Below are 23,287 nucleotides of genomic sequence, written 5' to 3'. Positions count from 1 at the left end.
TCCGGCCTTCAGCGCATGCTGCCAGGTACGACGTGCTGCAACTGAGCGATCAGGGAGCCTGGTAGAAGGGGATGGGGATGTCGTGAGCCTTCAGAGCCGCCGTGTAGCGAGCAAGCAGCTCGTCGAGGCTGGAGAGGAGAATGGCCGCCGCCTCGCGGGCTTCACCGACGTCGCCCTGGTCGCAGGCTTCTACGATTTCGGCGACGTCGGCGCGGATGATCGAAAGGGAATCGCCCTGGACCAGCACGCCCGGAAAATTACGCGGGGGCAGACGGACGACCGCGTCGTTCCCCGGGTCCGTGAACAGCTCAGCCTCAATACGTTCCATCCCGTCATCCAACCTCACACGGTGCCTCCCTTTCCAGGCGTAGCCATCACGGAAGTGCGGTCAGAACCCGGAAAACGGCCAAGGCTGCTCGTCGCCCCACTTAGTCCGGAGTTCAACGGAGTGGGGTAGCTTCAGCCAGCGTCGCGCGTGTTGTCGGCTGGGGTCGCCCGCTCGTGGAGCGTGCGGGCCGAGTCGACCGGCGCAGGCTTGAGCAGCATTCGATCGGTCAGTGGCGTCGGCGTCGGGGCTTGTCTTCGTTCACAAGGACTCGCCCCGGTCGGAAGTCTCGGCAAGCGCGACCACAGTCAGCACCTGGTCGAGCACATGTCTGATCGCGGCGGCCTGGGCTGGCGGAGCCTCTAGGATCTACGGCATGGCAACACGACTCGTGCAGATCAATATGAAGGCCCAGGACGACTCCGTGCTCGGTCGGTTCTGGGCGGAGGCACTCGGTTGGGGTGTCGACAGCGAGGGACCCGGTGTGACCAACCTCGAACCCGTGGGTTTCGCCTACCCCGACCCCGTGGCCGTCTGCATCGACATCGTCGCCCGCCCGGAAGCCAAAACCACGAAGAACCGGGTGCACCTTGATCTGGCCACCACCTCGACCGCCCATCAGGCGGATTTGGTCGCGCGCTTGAAGGATCTCGGCGCGACGCTCGCCGACGTGGGGCAGGGCGACGTCCCCTGGACGGTCATGGCCGACCCGGAGGGCAACGAGTTCTGCGTCCTGGAGCCCCGCCCGATCTACCAGGACACCGGGCCGATCGCCGCGGTGGTGGTCGACTGCACCGACCCACGAGGGATGGCCCGGTTCTGGGGCCAGGCGATGGACTGGACGCTGCACGAGGTCACGGACGACAACGCGACCATGCGCTCCGCCAAAGGTGTCGGTCCCTACCTTGAGTTCCTCCGCACCCCCGACACCAAGAGCGTGTGGAACCGCGTCCACCTCGACGTCTGCCCCTACCCCGGTGACGACCTGGAAGCAGAAGAAGCCCGACTGCGCGCCCTGGGCGCCACCAACCCTGGTATCGACCAGTCCGCAATCTCCTGGACGGTTCTGGCCGACCCGGAAGGCAACGAGTTCTGCCTCCTCACTCCTCGCTGACCTTGAGCAGCGGCTCCGGCCGGTTTCGGGTCAGCGGCGAAGACCGCGTGGCGTCAGCCCATGCCGCCGGAGACGGGGATGGTGCCCCCGGTGAGCCAGCGCGCGTCCTTGAGGGCAAGAAGGCCACAAGCGGGCCATAGTCGTCGGCGGTGCCCGTACGGCCCCGGCGCCTACGGCGGCGCTACGCGCTGGCCTTAAGGCCACCCTGGACAGCCCCCGGGGTAACCGGCTGCCCATGGCGGCCTCTCCCTTGTGGCGCCCGGCGGCAGGTCAGGTGTCCCATGACTGGAGAGATCCATCGAGCAGGTATGGGGTCACTCCCGATCGGGGGGTGGCCGTTTTCAAAGAGCGCCATCACATGATGCGGATCACGAATTTTCCCCAGAGCTGCTCTTCGTTCCCCAGTCGGTTGCTGTCGGCACGGGGGTCGGGGCCGCCCGCTCGCGGAGTATGCGGGCTGCGGAGCAGTCAAGGGCGCCGTCGGCGGTGCAATGCGCTGGGCCTCGCCCACCGGCGACAGCTCGACCCGGGCCTTGTAGTCCCAGCTCGGATGCCAGGGAACAAATGGCCTGTCAGTAGCTTTTGGCGCCTTGCGGGTTGCGAGTGGCCTCACCCGGATGCTGGGCCCGGCGGTCCTCGTGAAGAGCGGCCCATACGGTTCGATGTGTCCCATGAAGAGCTGTCCTCTGCCCCGTCTTGGGAGACACACGCTGTTGGATCCGCCCCTGCCCAGCATCACCGGGAGCCAGCAGCCAGGAGGTTTTGTATGACTGCCCATCGCGTTCTTCGGCCTCAACGTCTAGGCAAGTCCTGCCGTCCGGCATTTCGGAAGGCCTTTACGGCCGGCCTCACTGCGGCGGCAGTGCTCACGCTCGGGCTCCCCGCGGTCGCTGCGGGCCCGGTGAAGGCCGACTGCTTTGGCCGCTCGGCGACCATCACGGGTTCGGGGACGATCAATGGCACACCGGGAGATGACGTCATCGTCGGCTCGCCGGGCGCCGACAGGATCGACGGCATGGGCGGCAACGACCGCATCTGCGGGCTGGCTGGAGAGGACCGTCTGCTTGGTGGACTCGGCGACGACCGGGTCGACGGCGGGCCGGGTAACGACATCATCCGTGGCGACCTGCGGGCCGACAACGGCGACGTCGTGGGCGGCGGCGACGATCGTTTGTTCGGGGGTGATGACGATGACAACCTCGTGGGCGACTCCAGCACTGACGGGGGCAATGCCACGGGGGGAGGGAAGGACCAGGTCTTCGGAGGCAACGGCAACGACGGCCTGTACGGCGACAGCGTCAGCTTTGCGGGAGGCGACGCCAGCGGCGGTGGCAATGACCGACTGGAAGGTGGCGCAGGGGACGACCACCTCACCGGTGATTCACTGGCCATCGAAGGATCCGCTACGGGCGCCGGTGATGACGTCCTACTCGGTGGCCCCGGGGTGGAATTCGTCGTCGGCGACAGCGAGGCCGCCCGAGACGCAAAGGGCAGCGGTGGGGACGACCGGATCGGCCTCGGTCCGGACGGCGGTTTCGGCGCAATCGGGGACCACAACATCATTGTCCCTGCAGGGGGGAGCGCCACCGGAGCCGGTGCCGACCGGATCGTCGGCGGCAGCGCGGACGAAGTCCTCATCGGTGACAGCGCCGTCGTCGACGCCACCGTCACGACTGCCGGCCGCGATCTGATCGAAGGCCATGGGGGCAACGACACGCTCTTCGGCGACAACACCAACTTCGACGCCACGCAGACCGCCGGCGCCGCGGGCGGGAAGGACCGGCTCAAGGGCGGCAACGGGGACGACACGCTCCGGGCGGGCCCCGGTGACGACCACCTCGACGGCGGGCCGCAGACCGACGACTGCGACGGCGAAGCAAGCGACGGCGACACCGCCGTGCGGTGCGAGATGGTCAACGGCATCCCGTAGACCGGCATATCGGCCACCCCCCGGCCGACGAGAACACAGGGCCCCAGTCTCAAGGCTGAGATCGGGGCCTTGTGCCATCTCCAGGAACGACGGCCGTCGCACGGCTATTCGTTCGCCTGCGCCCTTCACACCAACACCGCCTCTCGCGTCCGAGCTGGGACTACGAGGCCGCCCCCTGGACATGGCTGGCTATCGGGCAGCCCCTCCGCTGTGGTGCCCGGCCGTAGCCCCGATGGTGGGGAACTTGGGCGAGCAGGTCTGTCCCACCCCCGAGCGTCGGGTGGGGAGAGTCATCGAGCCCCATCAGCGCCGGTGTCCGGGAGATGCCCGACGGGGACATTCGCCGCGTTGGGGTGTGGCTGGCCAATCAGTGCCTAACGGTGGTTTGTTGACATGGGGTCAGGTCAGCAGTATCGGTGAGGTGAGAGTGTTTCGGGGGTGCTGCTATGACCGCACGTGTGCCGTGTCCGCCTGCTCCTGGTCCGCTGGAAGCGTACGCGGCCGTCTTCGATGATCTATTTCGTTCGCTGGCCCAGCGGCGGGGGTTTCGGGAGTACCTGACGGGTCTGCTGCTGCCGCGGGACCGGAACAAGACGCTTACCGCGTTGGCCGGAGCGGAGCCTGTGGCAGGTGCCCAGCATCCGGCGGTGCAGAGGCTGCAGTTCTTCCTGTCGGAGTCCAACTGGAAGTTCGAGCAGGTCAACGCCCGCCGGCTCGAGCTCCTGGTCGCTGACGAGGCGACAGCGCCGCATGGCCAGGGAGTGCTGGTGATCGACGACTCCGGGGACCGCAAGGACGGCACGGCGACCGCCCACATCGGGCGAGAGTGGCTGGGCCGACTCGGGAAGACGGACAACGGCATCGTCACGGTGACCACACTCTGGGCCGACGAACGCCTCTACTACCCCCTGCACGCCACCCCCTACACCCCGGCCCACCACTTCCCGAGGAAGCGCAACGACCCCGAGTTCCGCACCAAGCCCCAGCTCGCCACCGACCTTGCAGACCAGGCGCGACAAGCCGGGTTTCCGTTCCGGGCAGTGGTGGCGGACTGCGGCTACGGCGACCACGACGAGTTCCGGCACACCTTGCGCGAGGCCGGCCTGCCGTTCGTCATGGCCCTCAAACCCCGCCGCCGGACATGGGCCTACGGACCCGATGCCCACACACCCGTCGACGCCGCACGCGCCCTGGCCTGGACAGATCCCGACCATCCCGGTGACTGGACACACGTCGTGCGCACCTTCCGCGACGGACACACCGAGACCTGGTGGGCCGCCGACGCCCGCCGACCTGGCCGAACTCGTCCGCCTCTACGGCCTGCGGCACTGGATCGAGCAGAGCTACAAACAGATCAAGGACGAACTCGGCTGGGCCAATTTCCAGGTCCGCTCCGACACCGCGATCCGCCGCCACCAGACCCTCGTGAACTGTGCGTTCTCCTTCTGCTGGGACGCATGGTTCGCAGATGAGCCCCCATCGCAGGACCAGACCCAGCCGCCCGCGGCTGCCGACGGGCCAGAGAGGGGGCACACCCGTGTCCCACCAGCCCCAGCCACCCAGCTGGCGCCGGGCCATTCGCGCGATCCGAGCCTGGCTCGACTGGCACACCCTGCAACGCTGCTGGCAGGCCTGGTCGAAAACGCCCCCACCACCCGAACTCCAAGCCCTCATCACCTCATTGGCCAGCGGCCGAGCCCTTGACCTCTACTTACGGGTTTAACAAACGACCGCTACTGACTTGAGCTCGTTGGGGTGAATCGTTGCGAAGTTCCTGATGGGTGTGGGTGGGTGACTGTATTCGTGGTGTGTGAGATATGCGGATGGGGGCGGGCTGACTCCGACAGGACGTCAGCGGCGCGAGACGGTACGGATGCAGGCGGCTGAACTGTTCGAGCAGAAGGTCAAGCCGTCGGAAGTCGCACGGCGGCTGCGGGTGAGCGTGAAGTCGGCTTATCAGTGGCACCAGTTGTGGCGGGACGGCGGTGTTCAGGCTCTGGCTTCCCGCGGTCCGAGCGGGTCACGGTGCCGCCTGTCCTCGCGGTGTCTGGAGAAGCTGGCCGTGTATCTGGAGGAGGGGCCGGCCGCGCACGGCTGGGTCGAGGACCAGGTGTGGACCGCATCGAGGGTGGTCACGCTGATCGGCCGGAAGTTCCACATCTCCTACAGCGTCTCGGGTGCCACCCGGTTGATGCACCGGCTCGGGTTCTCCCCGCAGGTGCCCGCGCGGCGGGTGGCCGAACGCGACGAGCAGGCCGTGAGCACGTGGCGGGAGGCGACCTGGGCGGAGGTAAAAGGGCCCGGGCGGCCTGCGGGGGCTACGTCTGCTTCGAGGACGAAGCGGGTTTCACCCGACGGCCGCCCCGGGGACGGACCTGAGGCCGGCGCGGCATCACGCCGGTCGTGACGGTCAGCGGGCGCCGCTCGGGACGGCTGTCGGTGGCCGGCCTGATCGCGATGCGGCCCGGCTCCCGGACTCGGTTGTGTCACCGCCTGCGGACCCATCCCGTGGGTGGAGGAAAACGTCGCAGCATGGGCGAGCGGGACTTCATCGCTCTGCTCGACGGTGTCCATCAGCTGGTCAGGGCGCCGATCGTGCTGGTCTGGGACCGGCTCAACACCCACGTCTCCCGGAGGATGCGGGACCTCGTCGCCGAACGGGCGTGGCTGACGGTGTTCCTGCTGCCCGCTTACTCGCCCGACCTGAACCCGGTCGAGGGTGTCTGGGCCCACGTCAAACGCAGCCTGTCCAGCCTCGCCGTCATGGCCTTGGACCGGCTCGAAACCCTGGTCCGCAACCGGCTCAAACGCCTCCAGTACCAGCCCGACACCCTCAACGGCTTCATAACAGGAACCGGCTTGAACCTCGACGATCTATCGGCACCCTAACCAGCCGAAGTCAGTAACGACGATCAGCTGCGGTGTCGCACCCAGCCAGGCGGCCCTCACCCGCCTCCGCCAGCCACCTCCACACCGTCCGGACGCTCACACCGGCGGCCTCGGCCATCACCCGCACATGCAGCGACGACACCGACCCCGGTCCCTGCTCCAAGAAGGACCCGACACGATCCCAACCACACCGACGGGCCTTGCACCGGAACAGTCACGCCCATGACAGCCAGACATAGTCCCGATTGGCACCTACTGGCAGCCGCTTGGTCGCACCATGACAGCCATGATCACCACCACAGCGCAGCGTGAGCTGGGACAGCCGCCCCGTCCCGGCTGAAGCCGATCCAGTGCCACTGACCCGCTCATTCACATCCGCCTGGGGCGGCCACAGGCGCAAGGCACGATCATCGAGGACGTGGCCACGCCGCGGTGCGTCAATGCCGGCAGGACGGCCGGACGCGGAGCAGCTCGGTCCGCAGCACGGGTGTGCCGTCGACCGGTGCCGGGTCCTCCGCGGTCGGCTCGATGCCTCCGGCGGCGGCTTTGTCGAGTGTCGTCAGGCCGTCGGCGCCGACTGTGCCGAAAACCGTGTAGTTCGGTCGCAGCGCGGAGTCGCCGTAAACGACGAAGAACTGTGAACCGTTCGTGTCTGGACCGGCGTTGGCCATCGCCAGCAGGCCGCGCCCATAGAGGCGGCGCGCGCCGGTCGGGTCGGTCGGTGCCGGCGGCAGGTCCACGGGCAGCTCGTCCTTGTACTTGTACCCGGGCCCGCCCTCACCGGTACCGGTCGGGTCGCCACACTGCAGGACCTTCAGCGTCGGATACGCCGTCAGACGGTGGCACACCGTACGGTCGTAGAATCCATGTCGTGCCAGGTGCAGGAAATTCTGGACCGTGCACGGCGCCTTGGCCCGGTCCAAGTGCAGCGGGAGCGGGCCCTGGCTGGTCGGAACAGCCATATCAACCGTGCCACGACTGGGGGTGCGCCGCGGGTCAGGCGGCAGCGGAACAGAGCGCGCCGGCGGCTCGTCCGGGGTCTGCGTGTACTGGCAAGGGCCGTGCGTCGTGCGCGGCGGAGCGCCGTCGGAAGCGGTGGCGACACTCCCCCCAGCCACGACTAACGCCACGGCCGCGAATGCGCTGATCAGTGCCCGTTTCATCTCGCACGCCCTCCCGATGATCGCCAAGTCCTGGAGCGGTCGCAGTCTAGGGCGTGGGTTTGGTCCGCGGGAATAGTTAACGGCAGGAGGCTGGCGCGGCCAACCCCGAAATCCTCGCCCTCCAGCTGACGTCCCTGCTCGACGGAGCCACTGGCTCTGTAGGCGTCGGCCGCACCACAGGCTCCAGACGGCCCTCACGCGCCTCCGCCAGCCGCTTCCATACCGTCCGAACCGTCACACCAGCAGCCTCCGCCATCACCTGCACATGCAGCGACGACACCGACCCCGCACCCTGATCCACCGCCAACAAGCGACGCACCACCACCTCCTGCGGAGGCCAGCACGCAGACCCTCAAAAGCCTGCGGGCTGGTCACCTCGTGCAGCAGGTGCGGATCGACGTACAGAAGATCTGGCTCCCCCTCCACGCCCCGGACGAGGTGATCGTCCCAGACCTTCTCCGCGAGCGTCCTACCCATCGCTGTCCTCTCTGTCAGGCCGAGATCTGCCGACCTCTGCCGGTCGGAATACCCATGGGCGCCAAGCCGAGGACTTGATCAACGTAGAAAGGGGCGTCCTTGGAACGTCCCCGCTCCGTTCTTGCGGGATCCGGGACGCCGGGACCGGGACGCCGGGAGGCGGGCGGACCGGGAAACGGGGAGACTGAGGGAGAGCGTGACGCCTGACCGCTGCGGCCCGGACGGTCCGCGGCGGACGGTCCCGCGCAGGGGCCGGACCATCGACCTACGTCCGCGCGCGCCCCGGGGGGGGTGGGTGCCACGGCCCTGTCCAGGAGTCCCCATCGTGACTTTGACCCCACAGCGATCCGAACGCCCTCGGCGCACGGCCCGACGGGCCGCGCTCCTGCTCGCCGCCGCGGCGCTGCCGGCGGCCCTGGTGGTGCCCGCGGCGCCCGCCGCAGCGACGCCCGTGACCAAGACCTTCACCGCCGGCGCCAACCAGCGGTTCGTCGTCCCGGCCGGCGTCACCCGACTGACCGTCACCGCCACCGGCGAGCCGGGACGGTCCGCCATCGAGGGCGGAGCGGGCGGAACCGGCGCCACCGTCACCGTCACCCTCACCGTGGTGCCCGGCACCACCTACTACGTCAACGTCGACACGGGCGGCGGAGCCGTCACCGGTCAGCGCCCCGGCGGCAGCGGCGGCGGTGCCAGTGACGTCCGCACCTGCAGCTCGGCGCGCGCGAGCTGTGCCCTGACCGGCGTTCCCGGCACCGACCCCCGCCTCATCGTCGCCGCCGGCGGCGGGGGCGGCGGACGCGGCTCCAGCTTCACCGGCCCCGTCCGCGAGGCCACCGGCGGAGACGCGGGCGACACCGGAAAGCCCGGCGGCGAGCGACCGGACAGCGGCGGCGGGGGTGGCGGCGGAACCCAGACCCTCGGCGGCAAGGGCGGAGCCGCCTGCCCCGAGGGCTCCAGGGCCGGCACCGACGGCACGCCCGGTACCGGCGGCACGGGCGGTGGCGGATTCGGCGGGGGCGGTGGTGGCGGCGGCTGGCACGGCGGAGGCGGAGGCGGCGGCTGCTTCCTGGTCACCGCCGCCGCCGCCGGGCCCGGCGGCGGCGGAGGCGGGTCGAACCTCGTCCCGGCAGGCGGCACTTCCGGCCCCGCCACCGGATCGGCGCAGGTGTCCATCACCTACGGTTCCTGAACCGTCGTCCGTGGGGTGCAAAGTACCGGTTTCGTAGCAGCGCCCGACACCAGGTGGTGTAACAGCCCGTGACAGCAGCAACCGCCCACAGACCACATCCACGTCAATGGAAACTCACGCCACCACCACACGCGACCAGCGCAAAACCATCAAACTGACGAACCGTCACCGACAACCCCCACTGACACCAAACCGGCGCATCGCCAAAGAGAGCACTCACGGGCCTGGTTGCAGCGCCGAGCCCCGGGCGGCAGGGGCGTAGGGGCGTTACCCCAAGGCCGGGTAGTTGGCGTTTTCGCTGGTCATACAAGGGGAGTTGGGGTCCATGCTGTGGCGACATAGAGGCCGGGGCCGAGTTTGTGGATGAGGCCGGTCTCGGCCCATCTGGAGAGCTGTCGATACATGGTCTCCATGGTGATGTCGCCGAAATGGGAAGCGATGTCACGGGTACGCCAGAGGCGGTTGGGGTCCTTCTCGAGCAGGGCCAGAATCCGGTGACGGCGGCGGTCGGTGAGGGCGGTGTGCCGGTCGTCGCGGGAGAGGGTCTGCACGGTCAACGACTCTGGCTCACGTTCGGTGGTAGCTGAGAGTGATGGCGGAGTGTCGATGGTGAAATCGCAGCTCCGCGCCATGGGACGAGTGCTCTGTATCGTCGGCAAGCCTGCGAGTTCGCCACTGGCGTGAACAGGACCTTCTCCGGCCTGTTTGCACACTGCAGCGCCGACTGCCCATCAAACACCCAGGTCAGAAGGTTGACCGCACCGTCGGTTGCCAGCGTGCGCCCTCTCTCACACTCCGTCACCACCGAAAGTGAGCCAGAGCCGTTCGATTGACAGACCTAGCCCGGAACGCATTCGACTCGGCGCCCGCTCCCCAGGTACGGTCGTATTGTCATGTACAGCCCCTGAACGGAAGCGACAGCTGCTGAGGAGCATTACCGCAGCGAGGCGGCACGGCCCGCGCCCGCGTGGTGAGCCCGGACGGGGCAGCGTCGGGGGGGCGTGGGTGAGAGACGTCGAGGAGACCGAGAACGTGCACGAAACCGGGCCTAACCATTCCGTCGGACAGGGCCGTTACGTCCTGCGGGCTCCCTTGGGCGAGGGTGGGATGGCGTCCGTCCATCGTGCGCACGATACGGTGCTGGGGCGCACCGTCGCGGTCAAGACGCTGCACGCCGATCTGGCCCGCGATCCCTCCTTCCGTGAGCGCTTCCGCCGCGAGGCCCGCGCGGTGGCTGCGCTGAGCCACCCGAACATCGTCGGCGTGCACGACAGCGGCGAGGACAGCGGTCCGGACGGGCCGGTCCAGTACATGGTGATGGAGTACGTCCAGGGCCGCTCGCTGCGCGAGCTGATCCGAGATCACGCGTCCCACTCCCCCGCCGGTGGTATCCCGTTGGACCGGGCCCTGACGGTGACCGCGGCCGTCCTGGACGCGCTGGCTTGCAGCCACCGGCAGGGGCTCGTCCACCGTGACATCAAGCCCGCCAACGTGATGACCGCCGCCGACGGCACGATCAAGGTGATGGACTTCGGGATAGCCCGGGCGCTCCAGTCGGATGGCACCGCCATGACCCGGACCGGCACCGTCCTCGGCACACCGCAGTACCTCTCCCCCGAGCAGGCGCTCGGCCGGCCCGCCGACGCGCGGTCCGACCTGTACTCAGTAGGCTGCATGCTGTTCGAACTGGTCACCGGGCGTACGCCGTTCGACGGCGAGTCGACGATGAGCATCCTCTACCAGCATGTGCAGCAGCCGGCGCCCGCGCCGTCCTCATTCAATCCGTCTCTTCCCGCCGCCGTGGACGCCGTCGTCGCCCGCGCGCTGAGCAAGGACCCCGCCGACCGGTACGAGGGCGCCTGGGCCATGGCCGAGGACGTCCGCCGGATCGCCTCCGCCCCCGGCAGCCCGGCCACGCTCGCCGCCACTGCCACTGCCACTGCCACTGCCACTGCCACTGCCACGACGGTCGATGCGACCGCGCCCACCGACACCACGGGCAGCACGCACAACGCACCCACCATCACCGCCGACCTGGGCGGTTCCGACCGTACCGGCGGCCCCACCGTCACGACGAACGGCGGCGCGGACGGCGCCACGACAACCACCCGCTGGACCGTTCACCCGCGTTCCGCCCACGACATCCGGACCCTCCGCAGGCTCCGGATCTTCGCCTGGGGCGCCTTCCCCGCGGTGGCAATGGTGGTCGCGGCGAGCACGCTCGGCGGCTGGTTCTCGTTCGGCGGCGGCGGGCACACGTCGGATCCGCGCGCCACCGGCCCGTACTTCTCGTGCGACCCGGTCGCATCCTGGAGCGGCCACTTCAATCCCCCGTCGTTCACCGGCATGTCAGCGGCCGAGGCCACGACCTGCGCCGAGATCGCCGGGCTGAAGCTCGACCAGAAGTCGACCACGGGGACGAAATACGACAAGGACACGGTCACCCGCCAGGAACCGGTGACCGCGAAGTCGGTCGAGCGGGGCAGCACCGTCACGGTCTGGGTGTCGACCGGCGGCGACCCGCGCGCCAAAGGCGACCTGGAGAACTGCGAGGTCGAAAAGCACCACGACAAGATCTCGATCCCCTGGCTGAAGCAGCGGACCGCCGCCGACGCGCGCGTCTGCGCGGAGATCGCCCACCTCCAGCTGCGCGAGGCCGGCACCGTTCAGGACCCGCTCACCCCGGCCGGCCAGGTCTCCAAACAGGACCCGGTGTCCCAGGACGTGCTGACCGGCAGCACAGTCACCGTGTGGATTTCCTCCGGCGGCGACCCGAGGGCGGTGGGCGAGCTGGCCGGCTGCGACCTGTACACCACCAGCGAGCAGCCGCAGGTCCCCTCGCTGGAACTCCTCACGATCCAGAACGCCCGGGCCTGCGCGGAGATCGCCGGCCTGAAGCTGGAGGAGCACACCGGCCCCGACTCGCTCTGGCCCGCCGGGCAGGTCGTCCGGCAGGAGCCGTCGAGCCTCGCTCGGATCAGCCCCGGCGGCACGGTGAAGGTCTGGATCTCGTCCGGCCGTCCCTGACCCCGCCCCCCATTACCGTTTTGGCTGACCCGCAATGGGGCGCCCGGCCTCCGGAGTTGCATGATTTTCTCCCCCTGTCGAAGTGATGGCTTGGGGGGTGGTGTCACCGGCTCCGGAGGCATCGACAGACCGCCGATTACTGACTTCAGCTCGTTGGGGTGAATCTTTGCGAAGTCCCTGATGGGTGTGAGTGGGTGGTACGGGCCTGATTGATGCACCAGCCAGCGGGGCAGCTTTTGCCTCCAGGCGGTTTCGAGGGGGCCGCATGGCTCGGAGGAAGTCGCTTGCCGCACAGCTGATGCAGGCGTACCGCGATGCGCAGAAGGCCAAGGCGGCAGCGGCCAAGCAGGCAGAGGCTGAACGGGTCCGGCAGGCACGTGCGGCGGAACGGGAAGCGGCGCAGCGTGCCAAGGAGGAGGCGCGGCGGGAGCGGGAACAAGCGCAAGCCTGGGTGCGGGCCAAGAAGCAGAACGAGCGGGCCCGCGCCGAGGAGGCGCGCAAGGCCGACCAGATCGTCCGTGATCTGGAGAAGCGTGAGGCGGCCCGGATGAAGACTGCCGAGCAGAAGAAGAAAGCCGCGGCTCGTGAGAAGTCCGAGGCGGATCGGCGCGCCAGGCAGCAGGTGAGTGAGGATCTACGCCGTGAGGCTGCGGCAAGGACAGCCGAGGTCGAAAAGCAGGTCCAGCGAGTGGAATCCGTGCTAGCCACCAGGACGACGGGACTCCACGCTCACCGCCTCCCGGTGGAGGAGCCCTGGTCAAAGGCGGCCCGGACGCTATGACCGCCCGTGTCGAAGCCGCGCTCGTCCAGATCGTCTACCCGCAAGGGCTTCGCGGCGTGTGGCGTACGGCGTTCGCGCCGGAATCACGAGAGCTGGTGCTCGAGGTCGAGCTACCCAGCCAGGCGGTAGTGCCAGCGGTCACGCAGTACCGATACAAGGCATCGACCCCGCCGACGGTTGCGCCACATCCTCGGAAGGAAGCCGATACCAAGGCCATGTACAGGGATCTCGTAGCCAGGCTCGCTTTACGGGCCATCGACGAGGCCCTCGCCGTGACCCCACCAGCCGCGGTGGACGTGATCGCGTTCAACGGACACGTCAACGCCAAGAACCGCGCCACCGGAAAGGCCATCCGGCCCTACCTGATCAGTCTGCGTGCCAGCAGGGAGAGCTTCGAAGAGCTCGTCCTCGACGAACCAGAACTCGACCCCGTCCAGAGCCTGCGCTACCTCAACGCCATTGTCTCCCAGCTCCCCTACGACCTTGAACCCATCCGGCCGGTGGTCACCTTCGACCTCGCCACATACAAACTGGCACCCGAACGGGACGTAATCGCCGGCCTCGACAGCCGACCCGACCTCGTAGCACTCGACCCAATCGAATTCGAACACCTCATCCGCCGCCTGTTCGAGGCGATCGGACTCAAGTCCTGGGTCACCCAGGCCTCACGCGACGACGGAATCGACGCAGTCGCCGTCAACGAAGAACCCCTCATCGGCGGGCTCTGCATCATCCAGGCCAAACGCACCAAAAACGCCGTCCCCGCCGAAACCGTCCGCGCCCTCGCCGGCGTGATGCACGACAAAGCAGCAGCAAAGGGCATCGTCGTCACCACCGCCTGGTTCGGCAAAGCCAGCCATGACTTCGCCCACCGCACCGGCCGCATGGAACTCATCGACGGCCGACACCTCAAAGCACTCCTCCTCGAACACCTCGGCATCGACGCCCTCATCGGTCTCCCCAAACTCCCACCCGGCTGGGAAACACGAGGCCTCACCTAACCCCGCACCAGCAAGACGCGGCCAACACCAAGCTGATTGGGCGAATCCACGACGCCGGGGCGCGCGCGGCATGCTGTCCCGACCCCGGCAGGCTCCCTCCGGGCCGTCCCTGAAGGCGCGGACGCCGCCCGAGACCGTGGGCGAGGAGCTGTGAGGCCTGGGCGGGGCCAGGCCTCACAGCCGCGGCGGGCACCGCCGCCACCCCAGGCACGTGCTTGCCTCGGGGTGGCGGCAAGGCTGGTCAGTGTTCGGCGCGCAGGACTCCGAGCAGACCGTCGGCCTCGTCGTTGATTCCCGCAGCGAACCAGACGGCTTCCCTGCCGCCGGCCTCATCGGTGCCGCGCTGCAGCCCCCACAGCCCGGGGATCGTGATCTGGTTGCCGTCGGGGTCCTCCAGGGTCCCCTTGAAGGCGCCTGTGTGCAGGTCGAATGCGTTGATGCGGCCGTCTCCGAAGTTGCCGACGAGCAGGTCACCGGAGAACTTCCCGAAGCCCTTGGGCGCCACTTCGAGGCCCCACGGCGAGTTGAGCGCACCCCGGCTCGCGAAGCGCTTCAGCAGCTTCCCCTCCGTGCTGAACACGTCGATGAAGCCGTTGCCCGGACCGGGGACGTCGTCCTCCTTGTCCGCGTTCTGCAAGGCGTAGGTGACGAAGACCTTCGAGTCGATCTCCTTGACGTCGAACGGCGCGAAGCCTGCGGGGAGGCGGGGGTCCTGGAACGCGCCATTGGGCGGGAAAAGGACGAAGTCCTCGTCGAAGATGTCGATGCGCGCGTCACGGAAGTTCGCGACGAGCAACCTCGGCTCTTCGCGCTTGTGGCCCGTCCCCTTCTTCTCGTCCCTGCGGTTGTCCGCGTCCTTGCCGCGGACCAGCGCCAGCCCCTTGAAGATGGCGGTCTCGCCGTCACTGTCTTCATGGGCAACCCGTACCGCGTCCGTCCGGGACACGTCCGGGTTGTAGGCGAACAGGTCACCGTGCTCCCCCGCGAAGAGGAAGCGGGCGGGACCGGTCTCTCCGAAGCCACTGAACTCGAAGTCGTCGCTGTCATTGCGCACGACCCCGGTCGGGGCGCCCTCCGTCGGGAACGACACGACCCCGGGAAGGATCCGGACAGGCTTCCCCTTCTGGCCGCCCGAGTACGTCGTGGCCTTGTCGGCGCCGGCGTCCGAGACCAACAGCTCACCCGTACGTGCGGTCGTCAGGCCCCAGGGGTTGACCAGGTTCGGATCGGTCGCCTGCGCCCTGCCGGGGATGTTGGATACGAGGTCGGTTTCCCGGAAGCCCTGATGTTGCTGCTGTGGATCCCCCGGATGGGGCGGCGCCGCAGCCACGAGCGCACCGACAGCGCCCAGGGTCAACGCGGCTGCCATCAGTTGCATCTTGAGCGGACGGTGTCGGTGGGCCGATGCCTGACGTGTCATGGAGATGCTCCTCTTCCAGTGCGGACGAACTGGTAGAAATCATCACAGGGGAGCCCGCGTGGACACGCCACCCGACACGCGTCCCTGTCGTGCTGTCCTCAGCCGAACGGACCGCGCCCAACCACGCGAGTCCTGGACCTGGACCTGCGCGAGACGTTCCAGCATGCCCGGGATCTCGCTGTCAGCGGTCTCCGGATGCAGGCAGACCTGGTCAAGAGCAAGGGTGATCAGGGACGATACGCCGCCTTGCCCCGGGCGATGTCCTCGCACAGCTCCAGCACCAAGCGGTACTCGTCCTCCAGCAGCGCCCAACCACGTCCCCGGCGACCAGGCCGACCGCGGCCAGGCCCTGGCCCGTCCAGAACCCGGCCGGGACTGCGGCTCGCGGCGAAGATCGAGGGTTTGGCCGCAACGGACGCCGGGCCCGAGGTCGAGCGTTCGAACATCCGCCGGACCAGAAGCCAGAGCAGCCGCAGTCCCGGCGAGACGATCTTCGGATCGTTCCCTTCTCCGGCATGGGCGCCAACCTCGCCATGCTCGACGGCGCCGACCTCGCCCGAGCCATCATCAAAACGCCTACATGATTAGCGTGCCGCCGCCGTCCGGCACCCGCGCGGTGTGGCTCGACAGAGGCATTGTGAATCCACCCCGAACTGGCGCGACACCTGACTGTCCGCCAGCAGTCAGACCCCGCAGGGCCAGACGGTGACATGGTCCTGTGCCGCACGAACCTCGACCCACGATCCATCGGTACCTTCCGGCAGTGGCGGGTCGGCAAGATCGAACAGGATTTGCGTGCCGCCCACGTCCAGGACAGCCCCTCCGTCTTCGAAGAGGCTCAGCTGCCCACGAAAAACGATGCGGTCGCCGTCTTCCCGCAGCTCAGATACACCCGAGGCACTTGGCCAGGCGTTCACCGTCCAGGCGATGTCCTCATCCACGGTCCACTCGACTCGGTGTTCTCGCCCCACTGCCTCAGGGGTCCCCTGCCATAGCACCACAACGGTGCCCACCGCCGAGTGCACTCGGACAGGCATGGGCCTCGACGGGGCGGGCTGTACTGCCTCTACTTTGACCAACACCCCGCCATCATCCTCGACTGACTTACCAAACACCTTCGCCGGGACAAAACGCTCTTTGGGCCCGGTTGCCGTTACCGCCCGTGCGGTAACGGCAGGGCCGGAAGCCGCTGCGCAACAGTCGCAGTCGCCGCTGCGCGGCACGCCTCCGGGCAGCATGCAACGTGAAGTCGCGGTCTGTACGGTCAGCGCCGGAACTGGCGCCGGTAGGTCGAGGGGCTGACGCCCATCGTTTCCCGGAAGTGGTGTCGCAAGCCCGCGACGGTCAGGCCCACACGGCCGGCCACTGCTTCGATCGGAAGGTCCGCGGACTCCAGCAGTACGGCGCCGGCCCGGATCCGCTGGTGCGTGATCCAGCGTCCCGGCGGCAGACCGGCCGCGTCGGCGAAGCGTCGTTCGAACTGCCGCGCCGACAGGTGCGCGACGCCGGCCAGCTCGTCGACGGTGAGACGCCGGTACAAGTTGTCCAGCGCGTACTGCATGGCGTTGCCGATCGGGTCGTCGGACGGCGCTTCGCCCACAGGACGCTCCGCGAACTGGGCCTGGCCGCCCTCACGGTGTGCGGCCACGACCATGCGGCGGGCCACACGAGCGGCAACGTCGGCGCCGTGGTCCTTGCGGATGAGGTGCAGGCAGGCGTCGATGCCGGCGGCGGTGCCCGCAGCGGTGATAACCGATCCGTGGTCGACGTAGAGCACCGACGCATTGACCAGCACCTCCGGATGGCGCTCCTGGAGCAGCCGGGCGTGCCTCCAGTGCGTGGTCGCCTCCTTGCCGTCCAGCAGGCCTGCGGCGGCCAAGGCGAACGCGCCGCTGCAGATGGAGACCACTCGCGCTCCTCGCGCGTACGCGTCCCGCAGCGCGTTCAGGACCGTCGGGGAAACTTCGCGGCGCACGTTCGCGACCCCCGGGACGATGACGGTGTCGGCGTACCGGAGCCGGTCCAGGCCGTGGTGCACCACGATGTCGAAGCCACCCACGATCCGGTGCGGCCCGGGTGTCTCGGCGCACAACTCGAACCGGTACCACCAGTCCACGTCCAGCTCCGGCCGGGAGACCGCGAACACCTCTGCGACGGTGGCGAGTTCGAACGGAGCCATCCCGTCGAAGGCGAGACAGGCGATCCGGTGACGACGCATGGCGGGATTCTAGCGGTGCATGCCGTTTCCGACACTGTCGGGCCGCGCGCACCAGACCCGAGCCTTGTGGCATGAAACCTGACACCGCTGCGCCGCTGACGTTCGGAATGCTCGTGTTCGACGAGGTCGAGGTCCTTGACATGGGAGGCCCCTTCGAGGTCTTCAGCACCGCCGGCCGACTGGCCCGCACCGCCGACGACGAGCCGCTGCTGCGCGTCCTGACGGTCGCGGCGACCGACAAGCCGATCCGTGCCCGAGGCGGGCTGAAGGTCGTGGCAGATCACACTCTGCACGAGGACCCGCCCTTCGACGTGCTGGTGATCCCCGGCGGCGTCACCACGGCGGTCGAGACGGATACGGACGTCATCGACTGGCTGGCCCGGCGCCGACAGACCTCCGCCCTGACGTTCAGCATCTGCACCGGTGCCTTCCTGCTGGCCACCACCGGGGCTCTGGACGGCCGCCCGGCCACGACCCACTGGGAGGACCAGGAAGAGCTGGCCCAGCGTTGGCCGGACATCCAGGTGCGCACCGATGTCCGGTGGGTCGACGACGGAGACATCGTGACCTCTGCGGGGATCAGCGCGGGCATCGACGCCAGCTTGCACATCGTGGGCCGGCTCTTCGGCTGGCAGCTTGCCCGCCGCACGGCCCTCCAGATGGAATACGACTGGACAGGCGAACACACCGCCGAGGCCGGAATCTGAAGCGTCCGCCGACGGTCGGTCCCGGGCAGGGCACCTCCGGCACGCTGCGTGGCGCACCATGCCGGAGGCGTCCTGCAGGAAACCGCTCCGGGCCACTGGACATCGACCGGACCTTCGGGGTCACCGACGCGGGAGGTCCTACTTGTCGGCGATGAGCGTGCCGGCCGCGCCCCAGCTGTCCGCCGGGACTTCGTGGATCCACACCTGGACGGTCTCGGCCGGGATCTTGTACGCGTCGACGAAGGCGTCCGTGACCCGCTTGACGAGCTCGCGCTTCAGCTCGACATCGCGGGGACCCTGCTGAATGGTGACGATGGGCATGACCGAACTCCCTTGCCAGCGGCGGCTTCCCGGCCTTTCCGGGTCGCTCACCGGCGTGACCCCAGTCCATAGGATGCGTGCGGCCCGACCAAGAAGCAGACCGCGACCGCAACGATCAGCTCTCGTGATCGTTGCTGGTCGGGAGTGCCGGAAGCGCCTTCAGGAGTACCTCGAGAGCAGCGGGCGGGGTCGCGCGGCGGACGGCCAGGCCGATGGGCAGGGCCAGGCCGGGGGCACGGAACGGGCGGAAGGCGACCCGGGGGCTGGCCAGCACGCGTGCCTGGGCCGCGTACACCACGGTCCACATCGGTATGGAGCCGGCACCGATGGTGGCGAGGGTGTCCTGCAGCGAGCCGCTGACCGGTCCGGGCAGCGGCTCGAAGCCGGCTGAGTGGCAGGCTCCGACGACCAGGTCGACGAGGGCCGGGTTGTTTCGGCGGGCGGTGATACAGAGTCGCAGGCCGGCCAGTTCGGCGATGGCCAGTTCCGCCTCTCGGGCGAGTGGATGGGTCGCCGGGAGGGCCGCTACCAGGGGGTCCTTCCACAGAGGCAGGATCCGCACACCCGGGGCGGGCTCCAGGGAACGCACGAACGCGGCGTCGAGGCGGCCGTCCGCGACCTGCTCGAGGCGGTCGTGAGTCGGGGCCGAAATCAGCTGGACCGCGGTGTCGGGGGCGAGGACGGCCAGGTCGCCCAGCACCCGGTCCAGGTATTCACCGAGACCGGTACTGGTGCCGAGGCGCAGGCTGGCCCGTTCGCGGACGGCGGCCCTGGCCCGTTCGGCGGCGGCGAGCACGGCCCGCGCCTCGGGCAGCAGTCGCTCCCCCGCGCCGGTGAGCCGAACGTGGCGTGGCGAGCGGTCGAAGAGATCGGCCCCCAGCTCCCTTTCCAGCCGCTGCACTTGCTGGCTGACCGCCGACTGGACGATGTGCAGCCGCTCGGCGGCCCGGCCGAAGTGCAGTTCCTCGGCGACGGTGACGAAGTAGCTCAGCTGCCGCAGTTCCATCTGCCGACTGTAACCGTCGAGGTCGGACGACCGTCCAGCCGAGTGCGGTGATCCGTACGGCCGCGGCCTGCGGTAGGGCGCGGCACCGGGCGGCGGCGGGGCCGGTACGTCATGGTTGTGTCACCGGAGCGGCACAGCGCTGTGCCCGCGGGAACTCCTGCGGGGCGCTCCGCCGTGTCCGTCGGCGTGCGGGCCGGCGCGGGGCCGGTGGCGATCCTCGGGAGGTTCCCCATGCAGTACACAGCAGGTGTCCAACGGAGCGCGGCCGCACTGGTGGTCGTGGCCGCGGCCGCCGCCCTGATGACGGGCTGCACGCCGTCCGGCGAGGCCGGCGCGGCCGGCGGGCCTTCGCAGTCCGTGCAGTCACCGGCTCCCGGGGCCGCCGCGGGCGGCAGCAGCTCCAGCGGTACGGGGCAGGCGAAACCTGCCGTCTCGGTCTCCCCCACCGTGTCCGGTGGTAAGGCAAAGCCCTGCACGATCGACGACGTGAAGGTCACGGAGGCCCGCCAGGCTGCCGTCCGGCCGCCGGGCACGGGAACCGGCGCCGCCGTCGTCGCCGTCGCCAACGTCTCGAAGAGCGCCTGCACGCTGCAGGGATTCCCCACCGTCGCGGGCGCGGGCAACGGGTCCCCCGACAAGAACGTACCGCTCGCCACGACCCACAGCGGCTCGGCGGCCACAGTGTCGCTGGCCCCGGGTGCCCGTGCCTGGACCAAGCTCACTTTCGTCAACGTGCAGGGCGAGGCCGATGGTTACTGTGAGTCCGGCGCGACGCCCGCCTCGTTCCCCACGCTCGTCGTCGGGGTCCCGGGCGCGGGCGCGCACCAGACCGCCCTAGACGATGGAATCCTCGCCCTGTGCGACAACAAGGCCACGGTCACGGCCTATTCGGCGACGAAACCCTCGTGATGCGCTTGGGTGCCCCGGTGTTTCGGTGACCTGTTCCACACTGTGCCCCCGTCTCTGGCAGTGTGTCAGAGCGGCGATGAGTTCGTCGCGGCCGTCGGCGCCGGTTTTGCGGAACAGGGCTTTGAGGTGGTCGTTGACCGTGTACGGAGACAGGTCGAGGTGCCGTGCGATCTGTTTGACGGCCGCGCCGGTGCGCAGTTCGCGGAGGGTGTCGCGCTCGCGGGGAGTGATGCCGTACCAGGCGCAGAACGACGGCGTTACGAGGTCTCCCGTCGCGCCTTGGAGGACCAGGGCGACATCTCCGGCGGCGTCAGCATCTAGGGGCTGGCCTTGGAATGTCATCCACCGCCCGCACACGACTGGAGGGGCGCACACCAGCGGGTCCCAGGCGTCCGTGTCCCGTGCACGGGACCGCGCAGCGAGGGAAAGGGCGACGAGGAACGCGTCGGGCACCCAGGCCGGGAACGCGTGCCCGCTTCGCGAGGACAGCTGGTCCAGCCAGTCCCGGGCTTGGGGGCTGACCGCCTTGATCGTGTGATCCGGGCCGACCTTGACCACTCCGGCGGGAAGAGCGGGGGCTGCGGCGAAGAGCGGGCCGGCGGTCGCGTAACGGCGTACGGCGGCGACCAGTGCCGGTCCGAGGCGGGCTGCCGCCGGATGTCGTCCTGGCCGAGCGGGCAGGCGCCGGGGCAGCGCAGCAGTCCGAGCGCGCCCCACACGCTGTGCTTGTCCCGGAGCGGGCTCCGAGCTGCGACTCGGCGGTAACGCCAGCAGCGGCGTCGGCAACTGCGAGGGCGGATGCGACATCACCACCGGCAATGCCAAGGGCGGCAACGCCAGCGCCGACGCCGTCAACACCGGCGACGCCACCGCTGTAGGCGGCAACGGCACCGGCACCGGCACCGGCGGCCAGGTCAACAAGCAGACCATCAAGGACCAGCTCAAGGACGAACTCAAGGCAAAGCTCGGCAAGTGAGACCCCACAACCCCATAGCCCCAACACAGCGGACGCCGGAGAGGCCCACCACCTCTCCGGGGTCCGCATGCCCTGCAACGCCTCTTCCAGTACATGGGCGTTCCTGCGCGCACAGAGCCGGTACCGCGCCGCACTCCTCGTACGCGTAGGGCCGAAGTACTCAGTCGCTTCCCGCCTGCATACAGTGGCCGCCATGACGAAGATCAGATCAGTGACGGCGCTCGTCGTCGGTGCAGCGGCGTTGCTTGTCACCCTCCCCGCGACCGCTGTCGCCGGCACCGCGCCGCTCGTGACCACCGGCGCCACCTTCAACGACCCGACCGACCCGGCGCGCCAGGACGCGGTCTTCACGCACATCTCCCGCCTGATCGACGGCGCCGTACCGGGTTCGAGCATCAAGGTCTCGATGTACGTCCTCGGATCGGATTGGCTCGCGGGGCGGCTGAGCGCGGCGCACCTGCGCGGGGTGAACGTCGAGGTGATCCTGGACAGCGAGAGCCTCAAGCATTATGCGGGCTCCGGGACGTACGTGAAGCTCGTCGACGGACTGGCCCAGAAGACCGACAAGTCCGGGGCCTCGTGGGCACGGGTCTGCGCCGAGCACCAGGCGTGCCTGGCGAAGGACCCGAACCCAGCGGACGGGTACTACAGCGTCAACCACAACAAGTTCCTGCTCTTCTCCAGCACCACCGGCAGCTCCACGGGCACCGTTCCGGTCAACAACGTCGTCGTGCAGACCTCGGCCAACCAGACGGCCTGGGACCGCCAGAACGCATGGAACGACGCCCTGACCGTGATCGAGAACCCCGAGCTGTACTCCGCTTACGCCGGGTACTTCAGCGATCTGACCACGGCCCAGGCGGACCCGGCCAAGCAGGTCTCCGACTATCCGACGGAATACCAGGCGGGCAAGGCGAAGGCGTACTTCTTCCCCCGGTCCGGCTCGGACGTCGTCCTCAACATCCTCAACACGGTGGACGATCCCGTCAGCGGCCAGCCGGTGTGCCACGGCAACTCGGCGGGCTACGGCACGGCTGACGGCCGCACGGTGATCCGGATCGCCATGCATCAGATCACCCGTGCCGAGGTGGCCAAGAAGCTGTGGGAGCTCGACGACGCGGGCTGCTACGTCGACATCGTGTACCGCAAGCTCGACAACAGCGGCACCGCGATCGCCGACCAGCTCGCCAAGCCGACCAAGTTCGGCGGGATCACACTGCACAAGCTGGACGACGATGCGGAGGGCCGTACGGCGACGCACTCCAAGTACCTGCTGATCGAGGGAACCTACAAGGGCCTCCCCGACCAGAAGATCGTCTTCACCGGCAGCCACCCGTACACGGTGAGCGGGCTCGTCAGCAACGACGAGGCGCTGCTCAAGTACCAGGACCCGGCGATGCACGACGCCTACCGGGAGAACTTCCGTGCTCAGCGCACCGCCGCTGACCGCCAGAACGCTTAGAGAGCGAAGTTCCGTCATTCGACTGTCTGCGGGGGTGGGCTTCACCCAGCGCCCGTAGGTGGTCGGACAGGGTCTGCTCGTACAGCGGAATGGCGCAGCTCAGGTCTGGTCGTCCGGGGTGGACCTCTGCACGCTTTCGTAGCGTTTGCCAGTCACTGCGGACGGCAGGAGAGTGGTGATATCAGCGTGGCCCCACCGCTGGAATCCGGGCTGGTCGGCGCCGAACGCTTCACCCGCTCTGTCAACACCAGCGGGCACCTGCTGTTACCTCGAGCCTTTCCACGGCCGGGAACTCGAGCAGGGGTCTGAGAACATCCAAGCGTCAACTGATGAATTGTCAACCGTTGGTCCTCTCGCCCAGGAGGTGCC

At 68.8% G+C, this 23,287-nt stretch carries 22 protein-coding genes and 1 pseudogene; 13 read left to right on the top strand and 10 right to left on the bottom strand.

Features of this window, described 5'->3' with window-relative positions; translation table 11 throughout:
* Nucleotides 1-49 precede the first annotated feature (49 nt).
* Nucleotides 50-328, bottom strand: a complete 279-nt coding sequence (locus AB0M76_RS36920; protein WP_365957119.1) for a hypothetical protein — start codon at nucleotides 326-328, stop codon at nucleotides 50-52.
* A 373-nt stretch (nucleotides 329-701) separates the two neighbouring features.
* Between AB0M76_RS36920 and AB0M76_RS36915 the strand changes: the two genes are divergently transcribed.
* From AB0M76_RS36915 to AB0M76_RS36895, 5 genes are all read left to right on the top strand, one after another.
* Nucleotides 702-1,439 (top strand): VOC family protein, encoded by a 738-nt coding sequence (locus tag AB0M76_RS36915; RefSeq protein WP_365957118.1) that lies wholly within the window; start codon nucleotides 702-704, stop codon nucleotides 1,437-1,439.
* 766 nt (nucleotides 1,440-2,205) lie between these two features.
* The gene (locus tag AB0M76_RS36910; protein ID WP_365957117.1) at nucleotides 2,206-3,369 is read left to right on the top strand and encodes a calcium-binding protein; all 1,164 of its coding nucleotides are present in this window, start codon (nucleotides 2,206-2,208) and stop codon (nucleotides 3,367-3,369) included.
* A 446-nt stretch (nucleotides 3,370-3,815) separates the two neighbouring features.
* Nucleotides 3,816-4,841, top strand: a complete 1,026-nt coding sequence (locus tag AB0M76_RS36905; protein ID WP_365957116.1) for a transposase — start codon at nucleotides 3,816-3,818, stop codon at nucleotides 4,839-4,841.
* Between the two features lie 362 nt (nucleotides 4,842-5,203).
* On the top strand, nucleotides 5,204-5,776 hold the full coding sequence (locus tag AB0M76_RS36900; RefSeq protein WP_365957159.1) for a winged helix-turn-helix domain-containing protein: 573 nt from the start codon (nucleotides 5,204-5,206) through the stop codon (nucleotides 5,774-5,776).
* Nucleotides 5,773-6,258: a transposase gene (locus AB0M76_RS36895; protein WP_365957115.1), complete on the top strand. Its 486-nt coding sequence runs from the start codon at nucleotides 5,773-5,775 to the stop codon at nucleotides 6,256-6,258. The genes AB0M76_RS36900 and AB0M76_RS36895 overlap by 4 nt, the downstream gene beginning before the upstream one ends.
* A gap of 437 nt (nucleotides 6,259-6,695) precedes the next feature.
* Here AB0M76_RS36895 and AB0M76_RS36890 read toward each other — a convergent pair whose 3' ends face one another.
* Both AB0M76_RS36890 and AB0M76_RS36885 read right to left on the bottom strand, forming a co-directional pair.
* Entirely contained in the window at nucleotides 6,696-7,421 is a 726-nt protein-coding gene (locus AB0M76_RS36890; RefSeq protein ID WP_365957114.1) for a peptidylprolyl isomerase, read from the bottom strand.
* A gap of 307 nt (nucleotides 7,422-7,728) precedes the next feature.
* Nucleotides 7,729-7,898, bottom strand: a pseudogene (locus AB0M76_RS36885) (aconitase family protein); the annotation flags it as partial.
* 325 nt (nucleotides 7,899-8,223) lie between these two features.
* Here AB0M76_RS36885 and AB0M76_RS36880 point away from each other — a divergent pair.
* Nucleotides 8,224-9,090, top strand: coding sequence for a hypothetical protein (locus AB0M76_RS36880; protein ID WP_365957113.1), 867 nt, complete (start codon nucleotides 8,224-8,226; stop codon nucleotides 9,088-9,090).
* A 302-nt stretch (nucleotides 9,091-9,392) separates the two neighbouring features.
* Here the strand turns inward: AB0M76_RS36880 and AB0M76_RS36875 are convergent, their stop codons facing one another.
* Nucleotides 9,393-9,641 (bottom strand): hypothetical protein, encoded by a 249-nt coding sequence (locus AB0M76_RS36875; RefSeq protein ID WP_365957112.1) that lies wholly within the window; start codon nucleotides 9,639-9,641, stop codon nucleotides 9,393-9,395.
* Nucleotides 9,642-10,122: 481 nt separating this feature from the next.
* On the opposite strand from AB0M76_RS36875, the gene pknB reads away from it, so the two are divergent.
* The 3 genes from pknB to AB0M76_RS36860 all read left to right on the top strand — a co-directional run bounded on the left by pknB (nucleotide 10,123) and on the right by AB0M76_RS36860 (nucleotide 13,899).
* On the top strand, nucleotides 10,123-12,117 hold the full coding sequence (gene pknB / locus AB0M76_RS36870; RefSeq protein ID WP_365957158.1) for a Stk1 family PASTA domain-containing Ser/Thr kinase: 1,995 nt from the start codon (nucleotides 10,123-10,125) through the stop codon (nucleotides 12,115-12,117).
* A 265-nt stretch (nucleotides 12,118-12,382) separates the two neighbouring features.
* Nucleotides 12,383-12,898, top strand: a complete 516-nt coding sequence (locus tag AB0M76_RS36865; RefSeq protein WP_365957111.1) for a hypothetical protein — start codon at nucleotides 12,383-12,385, stop codon at nucleotides 12,896-12,898.
* Complete coding sequence (locus tag AB0M76_RS36860) at nucleotides 12,895-13,899, top strand: restriction endonuclease (protein WP_365957110.1); 1,005 nt, start codon at nucleotides 12,895-12,897, stop codon at nucleotides 13,897-13,899. The genes AB0M76_RS36865 and AB0M76_RS36860 overlap by 4 nt, the downstream gene beginning before the upstream one ends.
* Nucleotides 13,900-14,140: 241 nt before the next feature.
* Here AB0M76_RS36860 and AB0M76_RS36855 read toward each other — a convergent pair whose 3' ends face one another.
* From AB0M76_RS36855 to AB0M76_RS36845, 3 genes are all read right to left on the bottom strand, one after another.
* Nucleotides 14,141-15,268 carry a TIGR03118 family protein gene (locus AB0M76_RS36855; RefSeq protein ID WP_365957109.1) on the bottom strand — a complete coding sequence of 376 codons (1,128 nt, stop codon included), beginning with the start codon at nucleotides 15,266-15,268 and terminating at the stop codon, nucleotides 14,141-14,143.
* A 734-nt stretch (nucleotides 15,269-16,002) separates the two neighbouring features.
* Nucleotides 16,003-16,260: a hypothetical protein gene (locus AB0M76_RS36850; RefSeq protein WP_365957108.1), complete on the bottom strand. Its 258-nt coding sequence runs from the start codon at nucleotides 16,258-16,260 to the stop codon at nucleotides 16,003-16,005.
* Between the two features lie 323 nt (nucleotides 16,261-16,583).
* The gene (locus AB0M76_RS36845; protein ID WP_365957107.1) at nucleotides 16,584-17,537 is read right to left on the bottom strand and encodes a helix-turn-helix domain-containing protein; all 954 of its coding nucleotides are present in this window, start codon (nucleotides 17,535-17,537) and stop codon (nucleotides 16,584-16,586) included.
* Nucleotides 17,538-17,608: 71 nt separating this feature from the next.
* Here AB0M76_RS36845 and AB0M76_RS36840 point away from each other — a divergent pair, with 71 nt between their 5' ends.
* On the top strand, nucleotides 17,609-18,244 hold the full coding sequence (locus tag AB0M76_RS36840) for a DJ-1/PfpI family protein (RefSeq protein WP_365957106.1): 636 nt from the start codon (nucleotides 17,609-17,611) through the stop codon (nucleotides 18,242-18,244).
* A 138-nt stretch (nucleotides 18,245-18,382) separates the two neighbouring features.
* Here AB0M76_RS36840 and dmpI read toward each other — a convergent pair whose 3' ends face one another.
* Nucleotides 18,383-18,565, bottom strand: a complete 183-nt coding sequence (gene dmpI / locus AB0M76_RS36835; RefSeq protein WP_053690240.1) for a 4-oxalocrotonate tautomerase DmpI — start codon at nucleotides 18,563-18,565, stop codon at nucleotides 18,383-18,385.
* Nucleotides 18,566-18,680: 115 nt separating this feature from the next.
* Nucleotides 18,681-19,571: a LysR family transcriptional regulator gene (locus AB0M76_RS36830; RefSeq protein WP_365957105.1), complete on the bottom strand. Its 891-nt coding sequence runs from the start codon at nucleotides 19,569-19,571 to the stop codon at nucleotides 18,681-18,683.
* A gap of 231 nt (nucleotides 19,572-19,802) precedes the next feature.
* On the opposite strand from AB0M76_RS36830, the gene AB0M76_RS36825 reads away from it, so the two are divergent.
* On the top strand, nucleotides 19,803-20,480 hold the full coding sequence (locus AB0M76_RS36825; protein WP_365957104.1) for a DUF4232 domain-containing protein: 678 nt from the start codon (nucleotides 19,803-19,805) through the stop codon (nucleotides 20,478-20,480).
* Here the strand turns inward: AB0M76_RS36825 and AB0M76_RS36820 are convergent.
* The gene (locus AB0M76_RS36820) at nucleotides 20,406-20,651 is read right to left on the bottom strand and encodes a helix-turn-helix transcriptional regulator (RefSeq protein ID WP_365957157.1); all 246 of its coding nucleotides are present in this window, start codon (nucleotides 20,649-20,651) and stop codon (nucleotides 20,406-20,408) included. The two genes, AB0M76_RS36825 and AB0M76_RS36820, sit on opposite strands and share 75 nt — an antisense overlap.
* Between AB0M76_RS36820 and AB0M76_RS36815 the strand changes: the two genes are divergently transcribed.
* Nucleotides 20,541-20,801 (top strand): hypothetical protein, encoded by a 261-nt coding sequence (locus AB0M76_RS36815; RefSeq protein ID WP_365957161.1) that lies wholly within the window; start codon nucleotides 20,541-20,543, stop codon nucleotides 20,799-20,801. The genes AB0M76_RS36820 and AB0M76_RS36815 overlap by 111 nt on opposite strands.
* Nucleotides 20,802-21,649: 848 nt before the next feature.
* Nucleotides 21,650-22,918 carry a phospholipase D-like domain-containing protein gene (locus AB0M76_RS36810; RefSeq protein ID WP_365957103.1) on the top strand — a complete coding sequence of 423 codons (1,269 nt, stop codon included), beginning with the start codon at nucleotides 21,650-21,652 and terminating at the stop codon, nucleotides 22,916-22,918.
* Nucleotides 22,919-23,287: the final 369 nt, after the last annotated feature.

Origin of the sequence: Streptomyces sp. NPDC051364, from assembly GCF_040682115.1 — a bacterium.
In the GTDB taxonomy this organism is placed as follows: domain Bacteria; phylum Actinomycetota; class Actinomycetes; order Streptomycetales; family Streptomycetaceae; genus Streptomyces.
Note: the sequence above shows the minus strand (reverse complement) of the source record. Positions and strands in the feature narration are given on the sequence as shown.

Excerpts from the sequence above, each read along its gene's own strand:
- AB0M76_RS36920 (WP_365957119.1), bottom strand. The coding sequence starts at position 328 with ATGGAACGTATTGAGGCTGAGCTGTTCACGGACCCGGGGAACGACGCG.
- AB0M76_RS36915 (WP_365957118.1), top strand. The coding sequence starts at position 702 with ATGGCAACACGACTCGTGCAGATCAATATGAAGGCCCAGGACGACTCC.
- AB0M76_RS36910 (WP_365957117.1), top strand. The coding sequence starts at position 2,206 with ATGACTGCCCATCGCGTTCTTCGGCCTCAACGTCTAGGCAAGTCCTGC.
- AB0M76_RS36905 (WP_365957116.1), top strand. The coding sequence starts at position 3,816 with ATGACCGCACGTGTGCCGTGTCCGCCTGCTCCTGGTCCGCTGGAAGCG.
- AB0M76_RS36890 (WP_365957114.1), bottom strand. The coding sequence starts at position 7,421 with ATGAAACGGGCACTGATCAGCGCATTCGCGGCCGTGGCGTTAGTCGTG.
- AB0M76_RS36865 (WP_365957111.1), top strand. The coding sequence starts at position 12,383 with ATGGCTCGGAGGAAGTCGCTTGCCGCACAGCTGATGCAGGCGTACCGC.
- AB0M76_RS36860 (WP_365957110.1), top strand. The coding sequence starts at position 12,895 with ATGACCGCCCGTGTCGAAGCCGCGCTCGTCCAGATCGTCTACCCGCAA.
- AB0M76_RS36855 (WP_365957109.1), bottom strand. The coding sequence starts at position 15,268 with ATGGCAGCCGCGTTGACCCTGGGCGCTGTCGGTGCGCTCGTGGCTGCG.
- AB0M76_RS36845 (WP_365957107.1), bottom strand. The coding sequence starts at position 17,537 with ATGCGTCGTCACCGGATCGCCTGTCTCGCCTTCGACGGGATGGCTCCG.
- AB0M76_RS36840 (WP_365957106.1), top strand. The coding sequence starts at position 17,609 with ATGAAACCTGACACCGCTGCGCCGCTGACGTTCGGAATGCTCGTGTTC.
- dmpI (WP_053690240.1), bottom strand. The coding sequence starts at position 18,565 with ATGCCCATCGTCACCATTCAGCAGGGTCCCCGCGATGTCGAGCTGAAG.
- AB0M76_RS36830 (WP_365957105.1), bottom strand. The coding sequence starts at position 19,571 with ATGGAACTGCGGCAGCTGAGCTACTTCGTCACCGTCGCCGAGGAACTG.
- AB0M76_RS36825 (WP_365957104.1), top strand. The coding sequence starts at position 19,803 with ATGCAGTACACAGCAGGTGTCCAACGGAGCGCGGCCGCACTGGTGGTC.
- AB0M76_RS36810 (WP_365957103.1), top strand. The coding sequence starts at position 21,650 with ATGACGAAGATCAGATCAGTGACGGCGCTCGTCGTCGGTGCAGCGGCG.